Annotated in this window: 11 protein-coding genes; 2 read left to right on the top strand and 9 right to left on the bottom strand. The window is 64.9% G+C overall.

Going from position 1 to position 17709, the window contains the following annotated elements:
* Positions 1-725 precede the first annotated feature (725 nt).
* The 6 genes from MU846_RS11840 to glgA are packed head-to-tail and all read right to left on the bottom strand — an operon-like array spanning position 726 to position 12809.
* A complete protein-coding gene (locus MU846_RS11840; protein WP_246952982.1) occupies positions 726-2030 on the bottom strand; it encodes a zinc-binding dehydrogenase in 1305 nt (434 codons plus the stop codon).
* 19 nt (positions 2031-2049) lie between these two features.
* A complete protein-coding gene (gene glgX, locus MU846_RS11835; RefSeq protein WP_246952979.1) occupies positions 2050-4188 on the bottom strand; it encodes a glycogen debranching protein GlgX in 2139 nt (712 codons plus the stop codon).
* Positions 4185-6998, bottom strand: coding sequence for a malto-oligosyltrehalose synthase (gene treY / locus MU846_RS11830; protein ID WP_246952978.1), 2814 nt, complete (start codon positions 6996-6998; stop codon positions 4185-4187). Before treY ends, glgX begins: the two co-directional genes overlap by 4 nt.
* Positions 6995-9142 (bottom strand): 4-alpha-glucanotransferase, encoded by a 2148-nt coding sequence (malQ, locus tag MU846_RS11825; RefSeq protein ID WP_246952975.1) that lies wholly within the window; start codon positions 9140-9142, stop codon positions 6995-6997. The genes treY and malQ overlap by 4 nt, the downstream gene beginning before the upstream one ends.
* On the bottom strand, positions 9130-11259 hold the full coding sequence (gene treZ / locus MU846_RS11820) for a malto-oligosyltrehalose trehalohydrolase (protein WP_246952973.1): 2130 nt from the start codon (positions 11257-11259) through the stop codon (positions 9130-9132). The genes malQ and treZ overlap by 13 nt, the downstream gene beginning before the upstream one ends.
* Entirely contained in the window at positions 11259-12809 is a 1551-nt protein-coding gene (glgA, locus tag MU846_RS11815) for a glycogen synthase GlgA (RefSeq protein WP_246952971.1), read from the bottom strand. The genes treZ and glgA overlap by 1 nt, the downstream gene beginning before the upstream one ends.
* 899 nt (positions 12810-13708) lie before the next feature.
* Between glgA and MU846_RS11810 the strand changes: the two genes are divergently transcribed.
* Both MU846_RS11810 and MU846_RS11805 read left to right on the top strand, forming a co-directional pair.
* Complete coding sequence (locus MU846_RS11810; protein ID WP_246952968.1) at positions 13709-14260, top strand: hypothetical protein; 552 nt, start codon at positions 13709-13711, stop codon at positions 14258-14260.
* A 26-nt stretch (positions 14261-14286) separates the two neighbouring features.
* Positions 14287-14712 carry a hypothetical protein gene (locus tag MU846_RS11805; protein ID WP_246952966.1) on the top strand — a complete coding sequence of 142 codons (426 nt, stop codon included), beginning with the start codon at positions 14287-14289 and terminating at the stop codon, positions 14710-14712.
* Here the strand turns inward: MU846_RS11805 and MU846_RS11800 are convergent.
* From MU846_RS11800 to MU846_RS11790, 3 genes are read right to left on the bottom strand one after another with little or no spacing between them, the layout of a single operon-like run.
* Positions 14667-15647 carry a lysylphosphatidylglycerol synthase transmembrane domain-containing protein gene (locus tag MU846_RS11800; protein WP_246952964.1) on the bottom strand — a complete coding sequence of 327 codons (981 nt, stop codon included), beginning with the start codon at positions 15645-15647 and terminating at the stop codon, positions 14667-14669. The genes MU846_RS11805 and MU846_RS11800 overlap by 46 nt on opposite strands.
* Complete coding sequence (gene clsB / locus MU846_RS11795; RefSeq protein ID WP_246952962.1) at positions 15644-16849, bottom strand: cardiolipin synthase ClsB; 1206 nt, start codon at positions 16847-16849, stop codon at positions 15644-15646. The genes MU846_RS11800 and clsB overlap by 4 nt, the downstream gene beginning before the upstream one ends.
* Positions 16846-17625 carry an endonuclease/exonuclease/phosphatase family protein gene (locus tag MU846_RS11790; protein ID WP_246952961.1) on the bottom strand — a complete coding sequence of 260 codons (780 nt, stop codon included), beginning with the start codon at positions 17623-17625 and terminating at the stop codon, positions 16846-16848. Before MU846_RS11790 ends, clsB begins: the two co-directional genes overlap by 4 nt.
* Between the last annotated feature and the right edge of the window lie 84 nt (positions 17626-17709).

The following is a 17709-nucleotide window of genomic DNA, read 5'->3' as shown; positions in this document are numbered from 1 at the left end:
AGATCAAGGAGATCAAAGCAGGGGCTTGCGGCTATCGGGATCAGAAGTATTTCTGCCTCAAAAACCGTGCCGCATTTCCCAGTATTCAACGACGCAACTTTTTTTTAGCCCCTCTCCCCTTGTGGGAGAGGGGTTGGGGAGAGGGGGGATTATGGCAGGGAGTATATGCTCGGCACTTGCTCCAGAACGAAACTGGATAATGCTAGGTATTTTTTTGGCTGTAGAATTTTTATAGAAGTTTCTACTGAAGGTAACTGAAAGTAATGCAACATGTAGCAGATATCGTGACAGCTGGATGTCCGTCGACCCCTCTCCCCCAACCCCTCTCCCACAAGGGGAGAGGGGGGCAAAAAGCTTATTCGCTCACCCTTCGGGCCAGCCTACGGCTGTTCTGCGCTTCGCTTGTCCCACAAGGGGAAAGGGGGCAAAAAGGATCGGCATTTTGGACAAACCAATTGGTACTTTCTCGGATATCAGGGATGCTTCCAAGAAAATCGACGATGAATCAAAAAATTGCCAGCACGCCATTTCGCAGCACGGGTTCTGCCGTTGCTGTTGGCGTGAGTGCCTTCGGTGCTTGAAGGGGCGGCGGGTGGTGCCAGTGCCGGTCTTTGCTGGCCTTGCTGGGCAGTTGCCGCTGCTGGTGCCTGGCCAGCAGCGGCTGGCGTGGGCTTGCGCTTGCCGCCGCTGGGTTTGCTGGTGTTGCCGCCAGCGGCGGTCGCTGATCAGTGATCGCCTGGCCGGGCGATGGACGGCGGATCGCTGGCGGGGAAGGAATCTTCCAGCGCATCATCCAGTTGGGCTGATTCTGCTGCTGCGTCGGCGTCGGCCTTGGTGTTGGTGTTGCTGGTGGTATCAGTTCGCGCCGCTGGCTGTTCGGTGGGCGCCGGCTGGAACGCCAGTTTGCTCCAGGGCCGCTGGTGCTGATCCAGTTGCTGGTAGGCCTCGGCGGCATTGGCCATCGGCTCGGTGTGCAGCGGAATGGCGCTCACATCGATGCGACCGGCCAGGCACAGCTCGATGACTTTTGGCAGATAAATGCGGTAGTGGCAGAAGCCGGCGCGGATGGTGAGGTTGCGGGCCACCGCCAGCGCTATCGGCACGCTGGCGCCGGGGCCGGACCACAGCCCGGTGAGTGCCAGGGTGCCGGCTTTGGCGAGTGCATCCATGGCCCATAATTGCACGCTTTGCCGAGGTTGTTCTGCGCTGCCGTCGGGACAAGCGGTTTGCTGCGTATCGCTGCCGGCGGTTGCGGACAGGTCGCTGCCGGCGGCGTCGATGGCGCGATCCACACCGATGCCGTCGGTGAGATCGCGCAGCACGGCCACAGGGGATTCTTCGCCGCTGTGAATCACTTCCGCTCCCAGCGCACGGGCGCGGGCCAGTCGATCTTCATGCCGGTCAACGGCGAACACGCGGGAGGCACCGCGCAACAGCGCGCAGGCCACGGTAGCCTGGCCCAGCGGGCCGCAGCCAAACACCGCCACCGTATCGCCCTGGCGGATTTCCGCCAGATGCGCGGTGAACCAGGCGCTGCTCCAGATATCGGCCAGCATCACGGCTTCGGCGTTGCTGATCTCGTCCGGCAGCCGCACCAGAGTAGTGTGGGCATAGGGAACGCGGGCGCGCTCGGCGCACAGGCCGGGCAGGCCGCCCAGTGTTTCCGGTGCACCGAACAGCGCCGGGCCGCTGGCTTGTCTGCCCGCGTCGGTGGCGTTGCACTGGGCGTGGTAGCCGGCGCGGCAGTAGACACAGTTGCCGCAGGCGATAGCCGGGCAGATCACCACCCGGTCGCCACCGGAAAGATTGCGCACGTCACGGCCTGTTTCGCGCACCAGCCCGACCGCTTCGCGACCGACGATGGTACCCGGCGTCAGGCCGGCGTGCGGGTCATCAATGAAGTGCCGGTCGGTGCCACCGATGGCGGCCAGCTGGATATCGACAATGGCGTCGGATGCGTGCAGCAGGCTTGGCTCGGGCATCTCGCGGGTGGCGAGCCGGCCGGGGCTGTCGAACACGATGGCTTGCATGGGAGCCTCCTCGAATAGGTCAGGGTGGTGTGGCGGCGAGGGTATTGTCCTGGCGCCATAACAATTGCAGGGAGTGGGCCGCCAGTTGCACTTGCGCGTCAGCGGCGTGGCGAGGGGTGGCATCGCTGGCGGTGTCCAGCAGGCATTGCCAGCTTTGCGCGCCGGCCACTTCTGGCAGTTGAAACGGGCAGGCATCGCCGGCGTTGAGCAGCCATAGCAGCGTGTCACCGGCGTGCAGCGGTGCGTCAGCCGGGGTGATGGTGGCGCGGGCATCCAGCAACATGCCCAGGCAACGGCCCTCGGCCGCTTGCCAGTCTTCCGTGGTCATGGCCCGCCCGTGTGGGTGCAGCCAGGTGACATCGCTGATCGGCAGGCTGGCGTGGCGCTCGCCGGTGAAAAAGCGGTTGTGTCGCAGCAGCGGAAAGCGCCGCCGCAGCCGCGTCAGGCGCCGGGTGAAGGCGAGCAGCGCCCGGCCTTCGCGATCCGGGCGCCAGCTCAACCAGCTCAATGGGCTGTCCTGGCAATAGGCGTTGTTGTTGCCCTCCTGGCTGCGGCCGGTTTCGTCGCCGGCCACCAGCATCGGCGTGCCCTGAGCCAGCAACAGGGTGGCCAGCAGGTTGCGCATCTGTTGCAGCCGCAGCTGGCGGATGGCCGGATCATCAGTCGGGCCTTCGGCGCCGTGACCGCTGCTGATTTCTGCCGGGTTGCCATCGCGGTTGTCTTCGCCGTTGGCTTCGTTGTGGCGGTGGTCGTGGGACACCAGATCGCGCAGCGTGAAGCCATCGTGGGCAGTAATCAGATTTACCGAGGCGAACGGTCGCCGGCCGCGCTGGTTGAACAGGTCGCCGGAAGCGCACAGGCGCGCTGCCAGCTCCGGCAACTGGCCATCGTGGCCGAGCCAGAAGGCACGGGTGGTATCGCGGAAGCGGTCATTCCATTCGGCCCAGCCTGGCGGGAAGCCGCCCACCTGATAGCCGTCCGGGCTGCAATCCCACGGCTCCGCGATCAGCTTGATGCCGCTGAGTTGCGGGTCCTGCCGGCAGGCCACCAGGAAAGGGTGGCGCTCGTCGAAGTGGCCCTGCTGGCGGCCAAGCACGGTGGCCAGATCAAAGCGAAAGCCATCCACGCCCATGTCGCCGGCCCAGTAGCGCAGCGAATCCGTCACCAGCCGTACCACGCACGGGTGGCTCATATCCAGCGTGTTGCCAGTGCCGGAATCGTTGATGTAATAGCGGCGCTCATCGGCCAGGCGGTAGTAGGTGGCGTTGTCGATGCCGCGCATGGACAGTGTCGGGCCGCGCTCGTTGCCTTCGGCGGTGTGGTTGTAGACCACATCCAGTAGCAGCTCCAGGCCGGCGTCGTGCACATGGGCTACTGCCGCCTTGAATTCGTCGATGCGCGGCGTGCTCAGGTAGCCGGGATGCGGCGCAAAGAACGCCAGCGTGTTGTAGCCCCAGTAATTGCACAGGCCCTTTTCCAGCAGGTGCTGATCGTGCACGAAGGCGTGGATCGGCAGCAGTTGCAGTGCAGTGACGCCCAGTTCGCGCAGGTGTTGCAGCAGCGCTGGCTGGCTGAGTGCGGCAAAGGTACCGCGCTGGCCGCTGGGCACCCGTGGATGGCGCATGGTCAGCCCGCGCAGGTGCGCCTCGTAGATCACGGTGTCTTCCCACGCGTGTTGCAGCGGTGGCTGCGCCGGCCAGGTGAAGGCCGGGTCGATCACGCGGGCCTTGGGCACAAACGGGGCGCTGTCCTGTTCATCGAAGCTGAGATCGCCATCCGGCGAATCCAGCTGATAGCCGAACAGCGCCGGCGACCAGCGCAGCGTGCCACTGAGCTGCTTGGCGTAGGGGTCGAGCAGCAGTTTGTGAGGGTTGAAGCGGTGGCCGTCTTCCGGCGCGTAAGGGCCATGCACGCGATAGCCGTAGACCTGGCCGGGGCGTGCCTGCGGCAGGTAGCCGTGCCAGATTTCGTCGGTGTATTCCGGTAGCGGGATACGTGCCAGCTCGCGCTCGCCACGGCGATCGAACAGGCACAGCTCCACGGCAGTGGCGTGGGCCGAGAACAGCGCAAAATTGACGCCCAGACCATCCCAGGTGGCGCCCAGCGGAAATGGCCGGCCTTCGGTCATGCGCCAGTGGCGCGGGGTGCTGCGGCTCATGGGGCGGGCTCCTTCAGGGTGGGCGAAGTGGTCAGCACGGCCACGGGCCAGTACGCCAGCAGCGACGCCAGCGGAAGCCGGGCGTCGCGTTCGGCGAGTGCCGTGCAGGTAGGAAACGTCTGACCGGAGACGATGTCGGTCAGCGGCGCTGCTGCGAGCGCAGCCGGCAACAGCAGGGCGCTGTCGCCCCAGCGCTCTGGAGCGATATGCGGCACATCAACGCCGGCCAGCGCGGCGGCACTGTGATACGGCGCGATCACGATCAGCGCCTGATCTTGCCAGCTGCGCGCAAACGCCAGCACGCTGGCGGGGAGAGCGCCTTGGGTGGCCAGCGGCTGGTAATCGCCGTGGCTGAACAAGGTGGGTCGGGCGCGGCGTAGCTCCAGCACGCGGGCGATCAGCCATTGCTTGAGGCGGCCGTCGCGCCAGCCGGCCAGCAGTGCCTGCGGGCTGGCCGGTTGCTGCAACCAGCCGGCGCGCAGGCCGAAATCCACCGGGCGTCGGTTGTCGGGGTCGACCAGATTGAAATCCCAGCCGTCGCCGCCCTGATAGAGATCGGGCACGCCGGGCGTGGTCAGCCGCAGCACACATTGTGTCAGGCTGTTCAGCGCGCCGGGCACCATCAGGCTATGGGCGGCCTCGCACAGCGCATGCCACAGTGGTGCGCTGGCGGCGTGCCGGAACAGGCCTGCGAGAAAGTCGGCACAGTGCTGTTCGTAAGCGGCATCCGGTGCCTGCCAGTGGCTGCGCTGGCGGGTTTCACGCAGTGCCTTGCGCTGCCACTGCTGCAGGCGCTGATGAAATTCCTCGGCCAGGGGGCTGTCGCGCCGGCTCAGCGTCATTGGCCAATGGCCGAGCAGCGTCTGGTAGAGCCGCGTCAGATCAGCCGGATGCGGCTGGTCGTCGCTGGCCATCAAGGGTGCGGCCAGTTGTGTCAGGCGTGGCCAGAGCTGGCGCCATTGCTCGGCGCGCTCGCTGAGCACGGCCAGGCGTGCGCGAGCATCTTCGCCGCGTTTGCTGTCGTGGGTGGCGGTGGCCAGCAGCGTTGCCGGCCAGCGTCTGGCGCGGCGCTGGCAATGCTGGTGAAAGCGGGTCGCATCACCGGCCAGGCGTGACAGATCGGCGCCCACTTCGTTGCGGGAAAGCAGCAAGCTGTGGCGGTAGCAGAGGGTGTCTTCGATGCCCTTGGCGGCCAGCGGTGCGCTCAACTGGCCAAAGCGTGCCACCGCTTCCCGGTGGCTGGCCGGGTCGGGGCTGTGCTGCGGATCGGTGGTGAGCCAGCGCAGCAGCTGCGCCAGCACCGGATGATCGGTGGCCGGCAGGTGCGCACGGGCAGCCTGCGCAGCCTGGGCGAGCCAATGCTGATCGGCGCTACCGGTCAGGTGGCCGTTGTGATAAATGCGATAGACCGGCAGCGCCAGTGCCAGGGCGCGAATCGCCCGGTGCAGGGCAGCAGGCGCAAGATCGCTGGTGGCCAGTGATTGCTCGGCCAGCGCGCTGAACTGGCGCACCGTGCGTGCCAGATCGCAGGCGAGACTGCCGTCGAGGATATCGGCGCGGGCCTGCCAGGTGGCCTGTTCAAGTGGCGGGCCGTCATCCAGTGCCGCCCAGAGCGCAGCCAGTGCCGGGCCGCCGCGGGCGTCGTGCAACAGCAGTGAGACTTCCTCCATGAACTCGTAGCCAGTGGTGCCGTGCACTGGCCAGTCGCCGGGCAATGTTTCCTCCGCCGCCAGTATTTTCTCCACAAACAGCCAGGGGCCGGGCCCGCGCCCCGGCCAGTGCTGATCCAGTTGCTGCCGTAGCAGGCGGCAATAGGCGCCGGGATCGGCCAGGCCGTCCACATGATCCACGCGCAGCCCGTGCACCAGGCCATCATGCACCAGTGGCCAGAGGGTATCGTGCAGCAGGGCGAACACCTCCGGCCGGTTGCCTTGCACGGCAGCCAGCTCGTTGATATCGAAAAAGCGCCGCCAGTTGAGCAGATCAGCGCCGCTGCGCCAGTGCACCAGGCGGTAGTGCTGGGCGCTGAGCAGGCTGTGCCAGCGCTCGGTGCGCTGGCCATCGTCCTCATGAAAACGGGTGCACAGATCAGCCAGTGCTCGCTGGCCGGCCGGTTGCGCTGCCCACTGCCCGGCCTGCGCCAGTGCCTCGGCAGCCTGGCGCGGATGAGTGGCGCGCAGCAGCGCCTCGGCGATGCTTGTGTGGCCAGTGATGCCGGTATCGCGCAGCAGGCCGCCGACGCTGGCGACGCTCAGTGGCAAGTGCAGGCCGTCGTTGACGGCGATGCGTAGCTCGCTCTCTGGAGCGCGCTCTGGTGCGCTCTCCGGCTCGTTTTCCCGTTCGCCCCGCCGCTCGCGCTGCACCAGCCGCAGCTGGCCTTCCGCCAGGCACTGGCCATAGGGGGCTGGCAACACCGGCAGTATCATCTTGCCGCCCGCCGCCGCCCAGTCGATATCGAACAGCTGCGCGTGGGCGCTCGCCGGCCCCCAGCGCAGCACATCATCCCAGAACGGGTTGGCGGGGTGCGCGGCCATATGGTTGGCCACCACGTCGAGGATCAGCCCCATATCGTGCGCGCGGGCGCCTTCTGCCAGGCGGCGCAGGGCTGCTTCGCCGCCGGCCTCGGGGTTGATGCGGCGCGGGTCGGCCAGATCGTAGCCGTGCCCGGAGCCGGGCATGGGCGCCAGCACTGGGGAGAGGTACAGGTGGCTGATGCCCAGCGCGGCGAAATACTCCAGCCAGGCGGCGGCGTCGTCGAAGGTGAAGCCGGCATGGCATTGCAGCCTGAGGGTGGCGCGCAGCGGGATCATGGCGGCGGGGTCTTTTTGGGTGGCGGGTTTTGAGCCGGGTCTTGCGTCGAGTTTCGAAACGGGTTCTGAGGCCGGCGCGTTGCGGCGTCGGCGCGGGCGTCGCGCAATGTGGCCAGGCGCTGGCTGGCGGCGGGCTCGGCCAGCAGCGCCTCGGCATTGTGGTGCCAGCGGCGGCGCCAGTTCGGGTGCAGGGCGCCACCACCGGGCAGGTTCGGCTGCTCCAGCTCGCCCATCACATCTTCCAGCGGGATCAGCACCAGCGGCGCCTGGCTGCGGCCCAGATAGCGCAGGGCGCCGTCCAGCCCGGCCTGCTGATCGGGCAGGGTGGGCTGCCCGGCATTCAGGGCGCGCTGTAGCCGGGTGGCTTCGTGCTGGCGCTGGGCGCTGGCTTGCTGTGCCTGATAGATGGAGCTTTGCCCGGCCTGGTAGCGCCATTCGATATCGCGGCTGCGAAACCAGCCCAGCGTGGTGGGCAGATCATGCGTGGTGGTGGTGGCCAGCACGGGCTCATCCCAGCAGCTGTCCGGGGGCAGGCGGCCGCGCTCCTGCTCGAACATCAGCACTCGGGTGCCGAGAATGCCGTGCCGGGCCATCTGCTCGCGCAGGCCATCGGGCACGGTGCCGAGGTCTTCGCCCACTATCAATGCCTGATTGCGGTGCGCGGCCAGCGCCAGCAGGCGGATCAGATCGGCGGCGGGGTAACGCAGGTAAACGCCGTCACGTGGGCTGGCACCGGCAGGAATCACCCAGAGCCGTGCCAGGCCCATCACATGATCGATCCGCAGGCCGCCGGCATGGCGCAGGCAGGCGTGCAGCATATCGAGAAAACCCCGATAGCCATCCGCTTGCAAGCCGGCGGGAGAGAAGGTGGTGAGGCCCCAGTTCTGGCCGTCGGTATTGAGCAGATCAGGTGGTGCGCCAATTGTCAGGCCGTTGAGAAAATGATCCTGCTCGGCCCAGGCCTGGCAGCCGCCGGGATCGGAACCGACGGCAAGATCGGTCATCAGCCCGATGCCCATGCCGGCTTCGCTGCTGCGCCGGTGCAACTGTGCCAGGCTTTCTTCGGCCAGCCACTGACAGAACATGTGAAAATCGCCTTGCGCGGCGTAGCGCTTTTGGAAGCGCTGCACGGCATCGCTGCCGGGGTGCCGTAAATTGGCCGGCCAATGGCGCCAGTCGGGGTTGCCGGTGCGGGGCGTCAGGGATTCTCGCAATGCCTGAAAGCAGCTGAACTGGCGTAGGGCCGGGCTGGCGTTGCGACAGTAATCGATAAAGGCCTGGCGGCGCGGGTGCTGCGAATGCAAGAAGCCGGCATAGAGTTGCCGCAGCAGCGCCAGCCGTACCTGCCGGGCGGTGGGCCAGTCGATCAGTTGCTGCGCCTGCAAGCGCTCCCATGTGTCGGCGCAGCCGGCGGCTTGCAAGGCGCTGCGCATGGCTTCGTGGCCGAGGACACGATCCGGCGCGGCATGAAACAGGTTGAACAGGCGCCGATCGGACGGCGAATAGGGGCTGCACTCGCGGGTATCCGGGTCGCAGGCATGTAACGGGCTACTCAACAGTGCGTCGGCGCCATGGTGCGCGGCGCTGACGGCCAGATCGGCCAGCGCACCGATATCGCCCAGCCCGCCATCGTCGGCCCGGCGCAGGGAATAGCACTGGGCGATCAGACCCCAACGGCAGCCACGAGCGGCTTGCGGCGGGCCGACTGGCGCCACCGCCACCTGCAAACGTTGCTCCCCGGCCTCCACTTGGTAGAAACCGGGCACCGTGAGCAGCGGCAGGCAGCCGTGCTGATCCAGTTGCCCATCGCGCACTCGGCCCTGCTCATCGGTGAGCTGGAACGCCGCGCCGGGCGGCAGCGGCGGGTGCAGCTGTGCCGGCTGCGCGGTGTCGGTGACGATCAGGCGGGTTTCATGGATGGATTGGGGGCCGGGTTGATAGTTGGAGCGAGAGCCGGGCTGGCTTGCCCGGCTCAGGCTGTCACGGATCTGCGCGCGGTTGTTGGCAGGAAAGCCGAGGGCGGCCAGCACGGCCCGCAGCGTGGCCGGGCTGACCTGGTGCGCGGCGCCGTGGGCGTCTGTCCATTGAGGCAACAAGCCTGCGGCGTCGGCCAGGCGTATCAGTGACTCGTCTACCTCAGCCATGCCTGTCCTCCAACGCTTGCTTCGGGTGTGGGGCCGCGCATCGAGCGCCCACGCCACACGCGCATGGCATCGGCCAGCGTTGTCTCGGCAGGGTGTTCTCCAGTATGGCCCTCGCTAGACAGGTGATCGTCAGTCAGCCCCTTTTCGGGCCGATACTTTTCAGACCGATGCTTTCCATGCCCACTCTTTCCAGATTGACCCTTCTCGGTGAGATTTTTTTCAAGCTGATTTTTTTTCGACGGATATTTTTTTTGCAGGCCTCTTTTTTGCAGGCCTGTTTTTTGCAGACCCTGGTCTGACACACCTGCGTCTGATCGACCCTTGTCCGACTGATCCTGGCGAGAGTGCCCTGCGGCTGCTTGCAGGTAGATTGCCACGGCCGGCGCGGGTAACGCGTCGCCGGGCGGGGTCAGAGCGAGCGGAGAGGGAGCAGGCGGATTGCGCTCGGTGATGCCGTGGGTGAACAGAGGCACCGCCGTGGCGTTGTCGATGGGCAGCGCCACCGGCTGCAGGCCGAGGTTCAGCGCGATCAACAGCTGGCTGCCATCGCCCAGCTGCCAGCGCCACAGCACGGCACCGTCGCCGAGCAGCTGGGCAGGCTCGGCATGGCTGCCGGGCAAGGCGGGCATGATTATAGCCTGGCGCAGTGTCAGCAATTCGCGGTAGAACGCGGGCCACGGGAAGCCGTCATCGGCCGGGGCGGGCCTGGATGCCTGAAAGGTGGCCGGGGCAATCGGGTCAGGGATGTTCGCAGCAAAACCGGCGAAGGTGCTGAATTCCTGCCGCCGGCCATTGCGCACGGCCTCGGCCAGCTCGCCCTGGTAATCGACAAAATAAAGAAAAGGCGTGATGCTGCCGTGCTCCTCGCCCATGAACAGCAGCGGGATCATCGGGCTCAACAGGAATGCGGCGGTGGCACAACGCACCGCCACCGGATCGGCCAGCGACAGTAGACGCTCGCCGAAGGCGCGGTTGCCGATCTGGTCGTGATTTTGCAGGGCAATGATGAATGCCTGCGGTGGCAAATCGGCGCAAGGCTCGCCGCGAGGTTCGCCGCGTCGGGTGGGCTCGCCCTGGTAGACAAACCCTTCGCTCAAGGCCCGCGCCAGCTTGGTGGTGGGTTGCTGCTGGAAGTCGGCATAGTAGCCGTCCCGTTCGCCGGTCAGCAGGGTATGCAGCACATGGTGCGCATCGTCGTGCCACTGTGCATCCAGTCCCTGACGCAACAAGCTGGCGCTGTTGCGCTCGTTCTCCACCATCAGATGCAGCGAGCGCCCGGCCGGCAGGGCGGCACGCAATTGCGCCGCCAGCCAGACGACGAACTCGTCATTATTGATGGCGTGCACGGCATCCAGCCGCAGCCCGTCGAAGCGATAGTCGCGCAGCCACATCAGCGCGTTTTCCAGATAGAAGGCGCGCACGGCAGGCTGCGTGAAATCAATCGCCGGACCCCAGGGAGTCTGGCGGCTGGTATCAAAAAAGGCGCTGGCATAATGCGGCAGGTAATTGCCTTCCGGGCCGAAATGGTTGTAGACCACATCCAGATACACCAGCAGGTCGAGGCCGTGGGCGTCATCGATCAGCGCCATCAGCTCCGCCGGGCTGCCATACGCAGCGGCCGGTGCAAACGGCAGCACCGGGTCGTAGCCCCAGTTACGCTGGCCGGGAAAGCTACCCACCGGCATCAGCTCGATGGCGGTGATGCCGAGCGCTTTCAATGCCGGCAACTGCTGCCGCACGCCATTGAAGCCGCCGCACAACCCGGTATGCAGTTCATAGATCACCGCTTCGTGCCAGGGCCGGCCCGGCCAGCCCGCATGGTGCCAGAAATGCGGGGTGCGCTCGGGCACGGCGCTGGCGCCGGCCACCCCATCGGGCTGCCAGCGTGCTGCCGGATCGGGCACTAACTGCTCGCCATCGATCAGGAACTGGTAGCGGGCGCCAGCCTCGCAGGAAACGCTGATCTGATAGAAGCCTTCGTCGTCGCGCTCCATGGGCAGCTGCGCCTCGGGCAGGGACAGATGTACGCTGCGCGCATCCGGTGCCCACAGCGCAAAACGCACCCGGCCATCGCCGAGATGCCAGGGCCCGTGGCGTGGTGGTTGCGCCACGGCCATCAGGCTTGTGCCTGCCGGGCCGCCGGCACGGGCAGCGCGCCGTAATCGTGCAGCAATTGCTGATACAGGCGGTGGTAGGGCTCGGCGGCGTGATGCCAGCTCCGGGGTGCTCGCATGGCCTGGCGGCGCATCTGTCGCAGGCGGCGCGGGCACTGGTACACACTGAAGGCGCGATCAATGGCGGCCTGATAGCCCCCGGCTGCGGCGTCATCGAACAGGAACCCGGTGGCGCCATCGGTGATGGTATCCACCAGCCCGCCAGTGCGCCGGGCGATCGGCAACGAAGCAAACCGCTGTGCATACATCTGGCTCAGGCCGCAAGGCTCGTAACGAGACGGCATCAACAGAAAATCACTGCCGGCAAACAGCCGCCGGGCTTCGATTTCATCAAAGCCGATATGCACAGCGATCTGCGCCGGGTGGCGCTGTTGCAACTGGCACATGCGCTGCTCCAGCGCCGGCTCGCCTTGGCCCATCACCACCAGATTGCCGCCATGGGCAACAATATGCCCGGCCACCTGCTCGGTCAGATCGATGCCTTTTTGTTCCGCCAGCCGCGAGATCACGACGAACAGCGGGCCGTCCGCACGGACATCATATTTCTCGCTCGCATAGCGCCGGCTAAGCGCCTTGCCGCGCCAGTCGCCGGGATGAAAGTTGCCCGGCAAGGCCGGATCGGTGGCGGCGTCCCAGTGAGGATCGATGCCGTTGGTGATGCCCGTCAGCCGGCCTTCATGCAGTCGGACAGCAAGAATCTCCTCCAGCCCGCAACCGATGCCGGGGCGCACGATTTCCTCGGCGTAGGTCTGGCTCACGGTAGACAGCCGATCCGCGTGCACGATACCGGCTTTCAGAAAGCACAGGCTCTGGTGGTGCAGCAGATCCTGATACGCAGGCTGCTCCACATCCAGGCCGAGATCGACGCCGCTGGCGGCATGAAAAAGGCCCTGATAGCCGAGATTGTGAATAGTCAGCAGCACCGGCGCCGGCTGCGACAAAAAGCAGGGTGCCAGTGCGCTGGGCCAGTCGTTGAGGTGCAAGAGATCCGGTTGCCAGCCCAGCCAGTTCGGGCCGGCGGTGAGCTGGGCGGCGGCCAGGCACAGGCGGCCGAAGCGGATATGGTTGTCGCACCAGTCGCGGCCATGCTCATCCAGATAGGCATTGCCGCTGCGCTGATACAGTTCCGGGCACAACAGCAGATAAACCTGCAAACCGTCTTCCAGTGTCGTGCGGCCAACCCGGCAAGGGGGAATATGTGCCTGGCCGGGCAGTTCGCCGAGCACCCGGACAGGCTGGGCCCGGCGCAGCACTTCGGCATAGGCCGGCATCAGCACGCGCACATCATGCCGGCGCGACAGCGCTGTGGGCAGCGCTCGCGCCACATCGCCCAGCCCGCCGGTTTTCGCCAGGCCGGCGATTTCCGACGTTACGAACAGAACTTTTTGCCGAGGGGATGCAGCCTCATGGGCGACGTGTGTTTGCGGCGCCGAGTGCGTAGAGTGCGCCGATGTCCAGTGCGATAAAGCCGGTCTGGCTGCCGGGGTGGCCATAGTGCGTGCTCCTTTCATCAATAGTGGGCGTCCGCTGCCGCCTGCCTGCCGGGCCAAGCGGAAGGTCTTTCTCGAAGATCCGTGTTCAGGCGGCCTCCGATTCAAAGGGCTCTGTTCAGGAGTCCAGGAAGTTCTGGTTCAAAGGCCTATGCTTCTGCCGACTAGCCGAGCGGTGTCGAAGTTTCTGCTACGAACGAGTGCGCCAGCTATTTGCGAGGGATATCGCAGGCAACTACACAGGCAACCACAGCTGTGCCGGAGACCGCTGGGGGTTGCTTCGTCATTTGGCAGGTAACAGCGGGTAGGCGAGTGCAATAACCGAGGCAGCGGAGGGCATCGCGGCAGTGTTACCAGGGGTGTCCGACAGGTAACGAAAGGTAGCAGCTATTTCTCAAAAAAGAGCAAGAAATGGGAGTGCGGGTTCTGTTCGGATATGGCGCTGTAAAAAAGTGTGGCTTCGCCCACTGATGCGCGGTTTCGAGAAATATATTGCTGTTGCCTGCGTCACAAAAAGCAGGGCGCTTTTCAGCACTTTCGTAAAATGTTGCATAGCGCACTGTTCGGTTGGTCGGGAATAACGCGGCGCAGTTACGTTCGAGACGCATGATGGCACTTTGTTGGCGCCGTGTGCGTTGGTTAACTCAGGCGGCCACGACGGGGCCACCTTGCGAAAAAGCCAGAGGCTACGGACAAAGGATGAGCGTACCAGTATGGACAACTGTAACCAGATATGTCGGGCGCCTGCTCTGCATTGAAAACCGTTGCAAAGCGACCGTGTCGCGGGAATGTAAAAAACGCCAAGGTCAGTAAATCGGGGGGGTGGCATGTCGCTACCAAAAGAGTAGTTTTTCTACTGACCCTGAAAAACAAGCGTGACACTGTTAAAGGAGGAACTGGTAATGCCCACGCAAAAGCAGATCGAAGCGGCGCGCAGGAACATCCGTAAGGCTCAGCGTAAATGGCAATCCATGTCGCCGTCCGAGCGGTCGCGCTCGAACCCCGAGGGGCGCCGTCGTATCAAGGCCGGCCGTAACGGCAACGGCGATTACTACCATGTGGAAGTGCGCGACAAGTTCTATTTCGAGCTGTTTCGTACCTACAGTATCGGCAGCGAAGGTATTCAGCGGGTTGACGGCCGGCAAGCAGACGGACGCTGGCTGACGTTGAAATGGCTGTTTCCGAAAACGCAAATGAAACTGGTGGAAGGCCGACTGGTGCCGCTGACCGAGGAAGCGCAGCAGATCCTGGCGCAGATCGAGCCGGCGCCACGGCGGGTAAAAGGTGACATTTTCCACGCCAAGCACCCGGCCCGGCATCAGGCGCACGCGCCCATTGGTGGCGCGCGAGTGCGTCCCGGCGCCTTGTTGACGCTGCCCTTGCGTGGGCAGAAGAAAACCCCGGTGGGCGGTACCGACTGCATGTCGGCACGCCGTAGCCGCTGGCCGCTCTGAAATTCTCAGTCATCAAGGAGGTGGTTATGGTTCGTATGCAGACCATATTGGCGCTGCTCGCCAGTGTATTGCTGGCCGGCGCTGCGGCGCAGGCTGGCGCGCAACAGGACGCTGCCGGCAGTGCTCAGCAGACGGAAGACGGCGGCGCGCCGATGATGCAGCAGCGCACCCCGGATTCACCGACACAGCAACCCGATGATGTCGACAATGCCGCACCGGATAGCCAGCGCCAGCGGCATGAACATGATCGTGCGCCCATGCACGCGCCACGGGAGCCGGAAATGACCGCGCCCGGCGTGGAAACCGAGCGCGGCGGTTCGGTGGGCGAGCGGCCGCAACGGCAGCGCGGGCAGGAGGCTCCGCAAACGCTGGACGAAGCCGAGCGGGAGGCTGAGCGCAACGACGATCAGGAAAGCGGCGCCTGGTGGCGCTTCTGGGAAGGGGAAGAGTGAGCGCCGGCCTGCCGGCGGCGGTGGGCCAGCTCAAGCCAGGGATACAGCACGGCTGCGCCTGCTAACGGCAATAGAAAATAACACACACGAAAACCGATCAGGGCGGCCATCAGCGCCGCCTGATCGTTCTCTCCCCGCAACAGCACCAGCGCAGTGGCCTCCAGCACACCCAGCCCGGCCGGCACCCGCGACACCAGCCCGGCAAGGCTGCTGGTGAGCAGTACCGCCAGCACAGTCGGGTAGCTGTGATCCGAGGGCAGCAATGCGTAAAGCACGGCGGCCATCAGCATCCAGTTGGCACTGCCCAATAACAATTGCGCGCCGCACAGCCGTGGCCCCGGCAAGGTGAAGCGGTGCTGCCGGAAATGCCAGCGCCGGCCTTGCCAGCGCAGCGTCGCCAGCGCTGCCAGCAGTGGCACGCACAACATGCCCAGCCCGAGCAAGCGTTGCACCGAGCCGGCCAGCGGCCAGTCGCCCGGCAGTGTCGGCAGGCCAGCGATAAATAACATGCCCAGCAGCAGCGTGTAGCCCAGCCAGTTGGCCGTGATGCTCAAGGCGATCACCTGGGTGATGGTATCCACGCGCAATCCACAGCGCGTGTAAAGCCGGTAGCGCAATGCCATGCCGCCGAGCATGGCGCTGAGATTGAGATTGAACGCGTAGCACACCAGCACCCGTGGCAGCACAACTCGCACCGGCAGGCCGTGCTGCGTGTGTGCACGGCCGAGCAAATCAAAGCAGGCGTAGACGAGGTGCCCGGCGAGCGCAAATAGCAGTGCCGGCGCCAGCTGCGCGACAGAATAGCTGCGCAGCGCGGCGCTGATCTCCGGCCAGTCCAGTTGCCGGAACTGGTGCCACAGCAGTACACCGATCACCGCCAGAAACACGGCTGTCAGCGTGCGCCAGAGCCAGCGTCGCCGGCCGGCACGGGTCATGATGATTTCTCCCGCTCGCAGGGGGTGGTCGCCTGTTGTGGTTCGTCACCGATCAGCCGCACGCGGGGAAACCGGGCCGGCAGCCGTGCCGCGATGGTGGGAAAATGCCGCATGAAGTGGTAGCACAAAAAGGTCAGCGGTGTGCGCCAGCGTGGCTGCCGTTTGCCTTGGGGCGGCTGCACTTCCTGGCAGTGTTCCTGCGCCAGTGTGGTCAATTCCTGAAACAAGGTGGCGACGAACTCCGGATCGCGAATGATGATGTTGGCTTCCAGATTCAGCGACAGGCTCAGCGGATCAAGATTGCTGGAACCGACCGTGGCCCACTCATCATCCACCAGCGCCACTTTGGCGTGCAGCGGGCGTTCGCAGTATTCACGAATACGGATGCCGTCTTGCAGTAGATACCCGTACAACGCCTGAGAGCAGACCCGCACCCAGGGTCGGTCCGGTTGCCCTTGTAGAATCAGCGTTACATTCACGCCGCGTTTCACCGCGTCGCGCAACGCACGCATCAGCCGGTAGCCGGGAAAGAAGTACGCATTGGCGATCACGATGCGCTGCCGTGCAGCACGGATCGCAGCAAGATAGTGTACTTCGATATCGGTGGTGTGACGGTGGTTGTCGCGAATCGCCAGCCGCAGCCGGGCATCACCGGCGATGCACTGGAATGGATGTCGTCGTAGCCGGCGCACGCGACGGCCGAGCAGTTTCAGGCTGGCGCGACGGATATCCTCCACAATCGGGCCACGCACTTGCACGGCGTAATCCTGTTTCGCCATCGGGCCGAAAGAGGCCAGGTGCTCGGCACTGAAATTGATGCCGCCGACAAACGCCACCTTGTTGTCCACCACCACGATCTTGCGATGCAGGCGGCGGAAAAGATTGGTGCGCACACCGAGCAGTTTCGGCTGCGGATCGAACAGCCGGACTTTCACGCCAGCGTCGGTCAGCTCCTGTACATAAGCAGCGCCAAGATCAGCGCTGCCATAACCGTCGGCCAGCAACTCCACACGTGCGCCGCGATGCGCGGCACGCAGCAGCGCTTCTTTCAGTGCCTGGCCGACCTCGTCATCAAACAGAATAAAGGTTTCGATCAGCACTTCTCTACGCGCACTGCGGATGCTGCGAAAAACGGTGGGGAAAAATTCTTCACCGTTGGTAAGCAGACGTACTTCGTTGCCTTCCCGCCACTGCTCGGTCACAACAGCACCTCCGTCACCAGTGGGGCGTGATCGGACAAGTGCGACCATGGTTGGCGAATCAACACTTGCGGAGCACGCACGGCCAGGTTGCGTACATAAATGCGATCCAGCGGTAGCAACGGCAGGCGCGCAGGGAAGCTGCGTGCCGGGCGGCCGCTGGTGCTGACGAACGCTTCGGTCAGGCCGCACTCGGTCAGCGCCGGGTGCAGCCGCATGCGCCAGTCATTGAAATCACCTGCGACAATCAGCGGTTCGCTGGTCGGCAGTGTGTGCAACAGCTCACATAGCAGTTGCGCCTGACGTTGCCGGTGGGATTCGCGCAGGCCCAGATGTACACAGATGGCATGACAAGGGCCGTGGCCCGGCCAGTCCAGCCGAGCGTACAACAAGCCACGCTCTTCGTTGCCGCGCACCGACACATCCAGGTTGTAGTGATCGACAATCGGAAAGCGCGATAACAATGCATTGCCGTGGTGGCCTTCCGGGTAAACCGCGTTGCGGCCATAGGCGTACTCGGGCCACATGCTGTCGGCCAGGAATTCGTACTGTGGTTGCCAGGTGCCCTCGGGAAACAACCGCTGATGCTCGCCCAGCACCTCCTGCAGGAACACCAGATCGCAGGACAGAGTGCGCACCGCCTCGCGCAGTTCCGGCAGGATGAACCGACGGTTAAGCCAGTTGAAACCTTTGTGGCAATTCACCGTCAGCAAACGCAGCGCAGAAGGTGTGCGCGGCTGTAATTGCGTGCCGGGGCAGCGGCGTGCTGGCACAGTCATCCCGATCTCCTTTCCTGGCTTCTTTCAACAAGGCCTCTCTGTTGGCGGACATACCCGCCGCCGTTTGGTTCTTGCCTGCAGTGT

Origin of the sequence: Alcanivorax quisquiliarum, assembly GCF_023051175.1 — a bacterium.
Lineage (GTDB): Bacteria > Pseudomonadota > Gammaproteobacteria > Pseudomonadales > Alcanivoracaceae > Isoalcanivorax > Isoalcanivorax quisquiliarum.
This window is presented reverse-complemented; position numbering and strand designations above follow the sequence as displayed.

Coding starts and splice junctions, on each gene's coding strand:
- MU846_RS11840 (WP_246952982.1), bottom strand. CDS start 2,030: ATGCAAGCCATCGTGTTCGACAGCCCCGGCCGGCTCGCCACCCGCGAG.
- glgX (WP_246952979.1), bottom strand. CDS start 4,188: ATGAGCCGCAGCACCCCGCGCCACTGGCGCATGACCGAAGGCCGGCCA.
- treY (WP_246952978.1), bottom strand. CDS start 6,998: ATGATCCCGCTGCGCGCCACCCTCAGGCTGCAATGCCATGCCGGCTTC.
- malQ (WP_246952975.1), bottom strand. CDS start 9,142: ATGGCTGAGGTAGACGAGTCACTGATACGCCTGGCCGACGCCGCAGGC.
- treZ (WP_246952973.1), bottom strand. CDS start 11,259: ATGGCCGTGGCGCAACCACCACGCCACGGGCCCTGGCATCTCGGCGAT.
- glgA (WP_246952971.1), bottom strand. CDS start 12,809: ATGGCCACCCCGGCAGCCAGACCGGCTTTATCGCACTGGACATCGGCG.
- MU846_RS11810 (WP_246952968.1), top strand. CDS start 13,709: ATGCCCACGCAAAAGCAGATCGAAGCGGCGCGCAGGAACATCCGTAAG.
- MU846_RS11805 (WP_246952966.1), top strand. CDS start 14,287: ATGGTTCGTATGCAGACCATATTGGCGCTGCTCGCCAGTGTATTGCTG.
- MU846_RS11800 (WP_246952964.1), bottom strand. CDS start 15,647: ATGACCCGTGCCGGCCGGCGACGCTGGCTCTGGCGCACGCTGACAGCC.
- MU846_RS11790 (WP_246952961.1), bottom strand. CDS start 17,625: ATGACTGTGCCAGCACGCCGCTGCCCCGGCACGCAATTACAGCCGCGC.